Genomic DNA, 9,871 nt, shown 5'->3' on the forward strand with positions numbered 1-9,871 from the left:
CACATACGAATCTGACATGGCAAACCAGGGAAGATACTGGATCACCCTGTCATCCCATTTGAGTTTACCTTCTTCCACCAGCATCGCGAGCGCAGTCGTGGTAAATGCTTTGGAATTTGAGGCTATGGAGAAAAGCGTATTGCCATCAACGGGTGCTTTCTCATTTACCTTTTTAACGCCATAACCTTTTGCCAGCAGTACCTTTCCATCTTTAACAATAGAAATACTCATCCCGGGCACATCAAAAGTGGTAAGCACCTGTTCAACATATTTATCCACTCCCGGGGGCAGGGCAGCGGGTTTTTGCGCATGGGTCAGGAGGGGCAGCAGCAAGGCAATAAAGGCTGAAATTCGCATCTTTAGGGGGTTTAGTAATACCTTTTATTTGTTGTTGGTATGAAAAATTCTTCTGTGCGCCGTTCTTCAATCCTGGCTTCATCGTCCTGTTTCATTTTTCTAAGCAGTACGGCCATTTGTTCATGGCATTGTGCCGATACGTAAGAATCAGGAAATGAGGTTGCAGAGCGTTTAAATAATTCAAATGCGGCTTTCAGGGAGGCTGTGTCATTTTTTAAACTTAACTTTCTGCCTTCCTGATAATCATTGAGCCAGTTCCGGGCGATGCTGTTTGTGCGCTGGGCTTCTTCCAGTACCGGGAAAGGAGGGATGCTCTGCGGGACTTTCTCGGGTTTGATCTCAGTTGTTTTCTGCATGAAGTAGGCTTGTATTCCCAGCAGATAAGTTTGTGCTTCAGCTTCATTATATGAGGGTTGTTTCAGGCGCTGTTCTTCGGAGGGATTGGTGAAGAACGATGCCTCTGCCAGTACTCCTGGAATGCCATAACTGTTTCGTAGTACAGATGAGCCTTTGGAGGGAAAAATTACGTAATCCGAGAGCAGGCTCTTTGGGACCGGCCGGCGGTAAAAATACCTTTCGAAAGCTGCAGCGAGCGACTTCCCGAAGGCTACGCCCGCGAGGTTTTCTGAGCTTGCCCCATGGAAATAGATTATCGGGAAATTGACGGCTGTATCTGCGGTAGCGTTATGATGAATGGAAATCAGCAGGTCTGCTTTTTGTGAAATGGCCATTGCCGCGCGGTCTTCCAGTTTGACGAACACATCAGTATCGCGGGTTAGGATCACTTTTGCGCCTTTAGCTTCCAGTTTCTTTTTCAGCAATAGTGCTACGCGGAGGTTTACCCATTCTTCTCTTTCCCCGTTTATGCCCTGACGGTAATGGTCTGTTGCAGCGGTACCGCCATGTCCCGGATCAACGCAGATGGTCTTATTCAGTAAGGCATCCTCTGCGGATTGCTGTGCTGACACATGCAGGGCAGTAAATGATAAAAGTAACAGTACAAAGGTTTTGGTCATTTAAGTAGTAGTTTTCTGGTTAAAAATTCGGCTGTAGCCTGGTCTACCTGCAACATGTGTTCGTACTTCATCCAGTGGTGTGTTTCATCAGGAACCATCAGCGTTTCAAAAGATACATTCTTTTTGGCGAGGCGATTGATCAAATCCACACTTTGATGAAATTTAACATTTCCGTCGTCATCGCCATGAACAATCAGCACGGGTGAGGTCCATTTACTGAGCCAGGCGACAGGTGATGATTTCCACATCAGCTCTTTTGCCAGGGCCAGATCAGGTGCAGGTTCTGCCTGTTCCCCGGGTGCAAAGACCATCAGGTTGTGTTCACCGTGAATATCTACACCGGCGGCGAACAGTTTTGAGTCCTGCGCGAGTGCCATGGCAGTAAGATAGCCCCCGTAAGAACCACCATAAATGCCGATCCTTGCTGAATCTACCTGTTTCAGACCGGCCAGATAATGACCTGCAGCGCGGATGTCCTGGTATTCGGAGGCACCTGCCGTCCATGAGTGTCTGGGGTTCTGGAAGTCGAATCCGTAACCAATACCCAGCCTGTAATTAACGGCAAGTACGATAAAACCCCTGCCGGCGAGGTATTGGTTGAGCGCATAGGTATTTGAATAATAATCTCCATAATGCCAGCCCAGCAGCATCTGGCGCTGGGGCCCGCCATGCACAAAGAGGATTGCGGGTTTCTGTGATGGACCGCCTCTTGGCTCAAAAATTTGCCCGTAGACTGTGTTGCCATCCGCAGCTTTAAAGCTAACCGATCTGGGGCTTACCAGTCTTCCCAGGGGAAAATCTGCCGGGATCAGTTCTTTCCCTATCAGTTTGATTTGTTTTTTCGCGCGCAAAGTCACAATCCCTGGTAGGTTAGGTTGTTGTGCAGTTGCAAAAAGTGCAGCAACAGCTTCCCCGTTCCCCAGCATAACCGGATTACTTTCCAGTCCCGTTCCGGATGTGAGCAGCTCCATTGCTGCTTTGTCTACTGGTACTCTTGCCAGATGGCGCCTGTCAGGATCCTGAAGATTTGTGCTGAACAGCAGTGATGTGCTGTCGGCACTGAGTTGAATATGCTCTGCTATGAAATTTCCAGGTGTAAGCAGCAAGGCGGTTCCTCCCGTTGGGGGGACGCTGTACAGATGCGGCCATCCATCCTGGCAGGATACAAAAGTAATCCGGTCCCTGGCTGCCCAATGCAGATTTGTGCCGCCATTGGTTGCGGGCAGAGATGCGCGGAGGCTTTCAGCAGCTTTCCAGATTTCTTTGCCTTTGCCGGAGGCTGCTTCTGCCGTCCATATCGACCATGGCTGCAGGATATCAACAGTGAGTGAGTCCGGTGCACCACCACGTGCGGGGCGTCGGATAAAGGCAACCTGTTTGCCATCCGGACTCCATTGTGGCGACTGGTCCCTGGAGAAAGCAGGTGCCATCCATTGAATGGATGTGAGGCTGTCCCGGTAAATTCCAATCAGTGAATGGTCGGCACGGGAAACAGTAAACAGCATTTGCCGGCCGTCCGGAGACCATTTAATTCCTTCAGCAGATCCGCGTACATGGAACATCTTTTTTGCAGCGGGCCGCCTGCCATATGTTGCCCGCCAGACCTGTCCGTCTTTGATGAAGGCCAGCTGATCGCTTTGCGGCGAAATCACCGGATGATCTCCTTCACTGATGAGCGTTGGGGTTCCGCCCTCAAAAGGAATGCAGTAAACCTGAATTTTAGGTGCATCAGGAGCTGATGAAGCGTTTCTGGGGATACTTTCATCAAAGGCACCATGATCGCCGCCCCTTACAAATGCGATCCAGTTCCCGTCAGGAGAAATAGTGACGCTTGTTATTTCCTGTCCGTCGTCAGCAGTATAAGCGGTCAGCTTTCTCAGCGTAAAATCCGGTCCTGTAGCTGTGTATATATTTCGTTTGCCTTTTTCATTTACGGTAAATGCAATCTTTGCACCTGTTGCAGCGGCGGTAATTCCGGAGACAAAGGGGAAACTGGTTACAGCTTCCATTGACACCGTCTGGGCATTGGCGGTATTGAACAGTATGGGCTTAAACAACACACAGCAGCATGCAACAAGTACAAAGTTTTTAATCATTTTAACAGGGCGTTTTAAAGAAACATTATTTATCCCAGAACAATCTTTCCGTGAGTCCTGCAGTTACAGGTACATTGGCGCCGTTCCTGCTGGTTTCCACTGTTGGATATGCTGCGCGTCTGATAAAAGTATTGAGCACTGCGCCTGCAGGTAAAGTAAAGTCCTTGTACTGGTAGTCGTAGCGGCGGGCATCTACCCAGGCTTCGGGATTCAGGAACATCACCACATACTTTTCCTTAAAAATGAGATCCAGCGTAAGTGCTCCCTGACCAACTGCTACTATGGGATTGCTGAGATAAGCAGCCTCATTGGCAGCGCTTACCCCAAGCTGGTCCATATGTGCTTTGATCCCAGCCAGATAAGCTGTGTAGGCCAGGGCCCTGTTGTTTGATCTGAATGCAGCTTCCGATTCAATAAACCTGACTTCCGCATTGGTAACCATCAGCAGAGGCGCGCTTTTCTTTGAATAAAAACCATCAACTGATAAATAGGATTCCTCTTTGGTGGTACCTGTACCGATGCGGCCGGCACCATTCGGTGTCCCGCGGTAATCTCCAAATTTGGTAATTGTGGCTATGAGCGGCAGTCGCGGGTCAGCTACCCCATAGGTGTTGCCATTGAGCGCATCCACAAACTGTGTGCTCAGCCATCCGTCAAGATTTAGCAGTGTATTCTGAACCGCTACGTTGTTCCAGGGACTTAAACCGCTGAAAGCAGTCAGTGTAGCGCTCTGTGAGTTCTCGGTATATGACTGTGCGGTAGCTGCCAGTATATTTGCTGCGCTGTAAGCGCTTGTTTTAGACAACTGGTTCAGGAATCTGGCTTTCAGTGCGTAGCCTGTCCTTATCCAGGCTGCTGTGCTGCCCCCGTGGATGACATCACTGGCGGGATCGAGCGTTATTGTCACGCCGGTCTTTTTTAATTCGGCTATTCCTTCATCCAGCAGCGTCAGACAGGTAGTGTGCAATGCCTGCTGGTTATCATATTTTGGTGTCAGGGTTTGCTGTCCTGCGAAGGCTTCAGTGTAGGGTACATCACCAAAAGTTGTGATCAGCATATTCAGGTTGTAGGCCATAAGAATCTTTCCAATGCCCAGGTGATAAGATGCGCCCTGTTCTGCAGCAAGTTTGTTCATCTGATAAATATTTACCATTGTGGTGAGGTAGAAATTTGTCCAGGTTGTGGTATAATCAACCGGATTGTAAACATCTGCATCGCTGCCCTTTGTATTTCCAGCCAGGTACTGATTAAAATAGGATACGGCATTTCCGATACGGAATACATCGGTACCAGTTTGAAATGTAGCCGTAGCCAGCAAACCATTGATTGGGGGATTGTTTACCAGGTTTGGGTTTTCCAGTTTGTCCAGGAATTTTTCACATCCTGAAAAGCTGAATGCCAAGATTCCGATTGCAATTATAATGAGTTTGGTTTTCATATGCTTAGGCTTAGAAATTAACATTTAATGAAACAATATAGCTGCGGATAGCAGGGTAGGTAAAGCCTGCGAATCCATCGGTTACACTGCCAGAATTGGTAGAACTTGATTCCGGATCAAAGCCTGTAAACTTGGTGCTGATCCAGAGGTTGTTGCCGGTGAAAGAAAGTGTAGCCCCGTTGAGGAAACCGCTGCGCTGAACAAATTTTGCCGGCAGGTTATAGGACAGGGTTGCTGTGCGCAACCTTACCCATGAAGCATCTTCGATAAAGGTTTCTGAAGCACCCCGGTATACATTCCTGTAATATCCGTTACCGTAATTTACGCCGTCGGGCCCAAGGCCCTGTCCGAGCCATACGGATTTTGTATTTGGTGTTCCATCCGCCAGTACCCCGGGGAAAACCACAAAATCCTCCCGGTTTTCTGAGCTTTTCTGCAGGGCAAAGGCAGCCATGAAGTTGGCCAGCTGGTTGTACCTGTAGACGCCCTGCTGTGTGTCAAATAAGGCGTACAGGCTCCAGTTTTTGTATTTGAATGTGTTGCCTATGCTTCCGATCCATTTCGGCTGTGAGTTTGCAATGTACTGCTGTGTGGTGGCTGAATTCAGGACGGGGAAACCGTCAGCACCGATCACCATGGGTAAATCTGTGTTGAGCGTAGTCCCTGTGTCTCCATAGCGTTTATAGGTTCTTCCGTACAGGGCGCCAACCGGCATTCCTGGAATATATTTCTGGGTAACGGTTGAGCTCAGGTAACCAAACTGGGTTGCCATTACAATTTCCGTTAGACCCGGATAGATGGACAGTACCGTGTTTTTGTTGTGGGTATAATTGGCGTTTACCGTCCAGCTGAAATCGCGGCTTTGCAATGGTGTGCCGGATAAGCTGATTTCCAGGCCCCGGTTGCGGATGCTTCCTGAATTCAGGTAAATCTTGTCGTATCCTGTGGCCACGGGTACATTTACCGGGATAATCAGGTCTGTACTTTTATTGTTGTAATAGGTTAAATCGAGGCCCAGCCTGTTTTTAAAGAAGCGCAGTTCTGTACCTGCTTCGTAAGATTTGGTTTTTTCCGGCCGGAGATTGGCATCGCCCGTCTGGGGATTTTGCGTAAAAGGGAGTACGCCGTTGCTGAGCGGGGTACCAATTGTATAGCCGGAGGAGGTGGCGTAACGGTAGGCATCTTTACCAATCTGCGCCAGGGATAACCTTATTCGGCCGCTGCTGATCCAGTCGGGCAGTTTGAAATTCTCTGAGAATACCCAGCTTGCGCTTACCGACGGATAGAAGAACGAGCGGTTGTCCTTGGGCAGGGTAGATGTCCAGTCGTTCCTTCCTGTAATATCCAGATAAAGGAAGCTGTCGTAGCTCAGAGACCAGTCGCCAAACAGCCCCATAATCCTGTACTCGCTGGTGTTGTTAGTGGCAACAACTCTTTTTGCGTTGCTTAAGTTGTAAAAGTTGGATACAACAAGTGTATCCCCACTTGTATTTACCGATTTCCGGGTTGTCGAATAGATATCATGGCCTACTTTGAATGAGGATTTGATGTGCCGGCCGATATCATTCTTAAAGTTGAGCATCAGCGTAGAATTGAGCACGGTATTTTTTGCGCGGTATTCGTTTACTGTTCCGAAGCCGAAATCATTCGGGTAGATTTCGCCGGCCAGGCCTATAGGGCCGGGAGTGGTACTTGTGCGGGAATCGTTGTATGTATCTACACCAAAGCGGTAACTGATATCCAGCCATTTTACCGGTGTATAGGTAAAATGGGAGTTGGAAATCACGCGGTCCACATCATCTTTATACACTTTGTTGGCCAGCAGGTAGATCGGGTTATCATTTGTAGAACCGATGATTGTTTTTTGCGTACCGTTCGGATTGAGGTAGTCCCAGATATCCCAGCGGCCCGAGAAATAGGTGAGGGTTTCGTTGTAGCGGTCTGAGTTGGCCCTGCGCCCGCCTGATTTGATATAATTTAGCGAGCTGCCGAAAGATACCTTGTCGGAGATCTTAAATTCCGCTCCCAGTTTTGCGGAGTAATTTTTGTAATCCGTGAAAGGCATGATTCCTGTCTGGTTAAACTGGGAAAATGCTGCGGTAAAAATGGCTTTGTCTGTTCCCCCTGAAAGGTTTAAGCTGTTGCGGTAAGAATGACCAGTTTCATACCCATGTTTGTAATTGTTGAACATATGGTCCGGCACTGTTGGGTCAGTCTTCTGTGCCTCAGTAATCTTTGGGCCCAGGGATGGCCAGAAACTCGTAGGGTCATACACGCCCAGAAATCCCTGGGTGTATTTATCCTGTGTTTCAGGATATTTATCGATAACATCTGAACTGAAAGTACTGGTATAATTGACGCGCATTTTCCCTGCCTTGCCGGATTTTGTGGTAATAATTATTGCGCCGGTTGCTGCACGCAGGCCATATAATGCTGTTGCTGCACCCCCTTTTAACACGTTAATTGTTTCGATGTCATCCGGATTGATATCCGCTGCGCGGTTGCTGATACCCATCAGTTCACTGTTGTCAGAAACATCTGTAGAGTTGTCAATTGGAATTCCGTCGATAACGAACAGCGGCTGGAAATCCCTGTTGGGGTCCATAGAGTTAAGGCCGCGGAGGATAATCTTTGCTCCTGATCCTGGCGCTCCTCCACCTGAGTTGATTTGAAGTCCTGCTGCCTGTCCCTGCAGGGCATTTACTATATTTGGCTGATGGCTTCCTGTAATTGCATCACCTTTGATCTCCTGTGCCGAATAACCCAGCGATCTCCGGTCTCTTTTGATACCAAGGGCGGTAACGGCTACCTCATTCAGGTTTTGTGTATCCGCTGATAAGGAAATATTGAGTATGGCTGATCCTGCGGCAACTTCCTTTGTGAGGTAACCTACAGAGCGGAATACCAGTATAGTCTGATTGTCCGGTACTGCAATTGAGTACATACCCTCGGCATTGGTACTCACGCCATTAGTGGTTCCCTTTACCATTACGCTTACACTTGGGAGAGGCGCCCCGGTTTCATCCGTGACCCTGCCTTTGATAATAATATCGGCTTTGTTCTTCCCCGCAGGGTTCTGCTCTGGTGTTTTTTGCTCCACGACTATCACGTTGCCTACGATATGGTAAGAAAGTGGCTGATTGCTGAAACAAACTGCAAGGGTTTGGTCGAGCGATGCCTGACGCAGGGAGATGTCAACGTTTCTGGCATTCCTGAGCACACTGTTTTCGTACCAGAAGGAATAGCCGCTTTGTTTTTTTATCTCTTTGAACACCTTTTCGAGCGGGGCATTCTTTTCTGAAAGGGTTATACCTGTTGCGGAGCCGCCGGCCGAGACCTGCAGACTGGAAAAGACTAACAGCAGAAGGCTGAGGTAAAGCCGGCGGTTGTTGCGGGCTTTGGAGCTGTGGAAAGTAAAAAGAGTCATACTTCATCGTTTTAGGGTGAAATTAGGGTTCGGTTGATTTGCTTTTTATGATCAGGGCAGTACCGTAAGTTCTGATCCGCTGAGGCTGAAATTAATTTTGCTGAACTGCAGTATTTTAAGTAGTTCTGAAAGTTTTGCACTTCTTGAAATACTGCCGGTAAATGTGCGCCCGGGGATTGTTCCCTTATATTTTACATCTACATTATACCACCTTGATACTTGTCTCATTATGCTTTTTATATCCGCATTGGCGAAGGCGATGGTGCCGTTTTTCCAGGCGGTTTCTTCTTCTGTGTCAACAGCTGTTATGCGGAATGTCTGTCCTGTCAGCCTGGATTGCTGTCCCGGCCGCAGCGGCCAAATCTCTGGTTTTGAATTTTTCGCTGTAGGAAGGAGAGATACACGAACGGCTCCTTCGAGCAGGGTTGTATTGGTGCTGGCTTCATTTTCGTAACAATTGATATTGAAATGGGTACCCAGCACTTCAACCTGCTGTTTTGGTGTTTTTACAATAAAAGGGATACGCTGACCGGAGTGTTTTTTTGTTTTTTTAGCTACTTCAAAATAGGCTTCTCCGGTTATCTCCACTTCTCGGCTGTTCCCATTAAATACGACGGGGAAACGTACCGATGATTCGGCATTTAACCAAACCTGTGTGCCGTCTGATAAAAGCACTTTATACTGACCCGCGCGTGGCGTAACGATGGTGTTTATCAGTGCCGCATCCCGGGATGAAGCTGTTTTAGCTGTGGCATCATAAACCAGTTCGCCTTTCAACCGTCCACTTCTGATGATGTTTTTTTCGGTTCCGCTGATCTGCTGCTGATTTACCTGATCATCAAGTATTACCTTTTGGCCATTTGATAAAGTGAGGACCGCCCTGTTTCCTCCTCCCTTAATGTCGTTTACAAGCTCCTGTTGTGCCGCAGGGCGTGGTTTTCGCTGATACTTTACAAAAATTAAAGATAAGGCAAATATGATTGTGGTAGTTGCCGCTGCCGCTATCCGGTAAAATCTGATCTTCCTGATGTCAGGTTCAGGTTTTGGCAGTGCTGCCCTTATATTCTCCAGGGAGGCCAGGAATTCTTCTTCCGGCAGTTCAGCTGGAGCCGTCTGTTTCCATTGGAGATACCAGCTCTGCACGATAGCTTTTTCTTCTGCTGTGCAGCTGCCATTTCTTATTTTTTCCAGAAGTTCGCTGGCATTTTTCTTTTGCATGTTGAAATAGGTGTCCGTCTTTAATGATAAGACGGTTCAACAGCTTATTTGTGGTAGATAAAAGAAGAAAAAAATATAAAAATAAATATGAATCGGGAAGCGAGCCGGATTTTTAGAATTTTTAGTGCGTTATAAACCTGCTTTTTTACAGTTTCTTCAGAAATATTGAGTATTCCTGAAATTTCGCGGTGCGAATAAGTATGTTTTCTGCTGAATTCGAATATCCTGCGCATTTTTTCTGGTAATGCTTCAATTTCTCTGTCTATCATTGCTGAAAGTTCTCTTTCCCGGATGAATTCGTCGGTGATATAATTGCCCT

7 protein-coding genes are annotated in these 9,871 nt (G+C 47.7%); all 7 read right to left on the reverse strand.

Annotated features, from left to right (window positions below):
• Positions 1-357 (reverse strand): serine hydrolase domain-containing protein (locus tag ABWY16_RS13585; protein ID WP_353905186.1); only part of this gene is annotated, 357 nt, incomplete at its 3' end.
• An 11-nt stretch (positions 358-368) separates the two neighbouring features.
• A complete protein-coding gene (locus tag ABWY16_RS13590; RefSeq protein ID WP_353905187.1) occupies positions 369-1,373 on the reverse strand; it encodes an N-acetylmuramoyl-L-alanine amidase family protein in 1,005 nt (334 codons plus the stop codon).
• Positions 1,370-3,469, reverse strand: a complete 2,100-nt coding sequence (locus ABWY16_RS13595) for a S9 family peptidase (RefSeq protein WP_353905188.1) — start codon at positions 3,467-3,469, stop codon at positions 1,370-1,372. Before ABWY16_RS13595 ends, ABWY16_RS13590 begins: the two co-directional genes overlap by 4 nt.
• A gap of 25 nt (positions 3,470-3,494) precedes the next feature.
• The gene (locus ABWY16_RS13600; RefSeq protein WP_353905189.1) at positions 3,495-4,907 is read right to left on the reverse strand and encodes a SusD/RagB family nutrient-binding outer membrane lipoprotein; all 1,413 of its coding nucleotides are present in this window, start codon (positions 4,905-4,907) and stop codon (positions 3,495-3,497) included.
• Positions 4,908-4,917: 10 nt separating this feature from the next.
• On the reverse strand, positions 4,918-8,334 hold the full coding sequence (locus tag ABWY16_RS13605; RefSeq protein ID WP_353905190.1) for a SusC/RagA family TonB-linked outer membrane protein: 3,417 nt from the start codon (positions 8,332-8,334) through the stop codon (positions 4,918-4,920).
• 51 nt (positions 8,335-8,385) lie between these two features.
• Positions 8,386-9,552 (reverse strand): FecR family protein, encoded by a 1,167-nt coding sequence (locus ABWY16_RS13610; RefSeq protein ID WP_353905191.1) that lies wholly within the window; start codon positions 9,550-9,552, stop codon positions 8,386-8,388.
• 44 nt (positions 9,553-9,596) lie between these two features.
• The coding region (locus ABWY16_RS13615) for a sigma factor-like helix-turn-helix DNA-binding protein (RefSeq protein WP_353905192.1) at positions 9,597-9,871 on the reverse strand (275 nt) is incomplete at its 5' end.

The organism is Pedobacter sp., from assembly GCF_040513095.1.
In the GTDB taxonomy this organism is placed as follows: Bacteria; Bacteroidota; Bacteroidia; order Sphingobacteriales; family Sphingobacteriaceae; genus Pedobacter.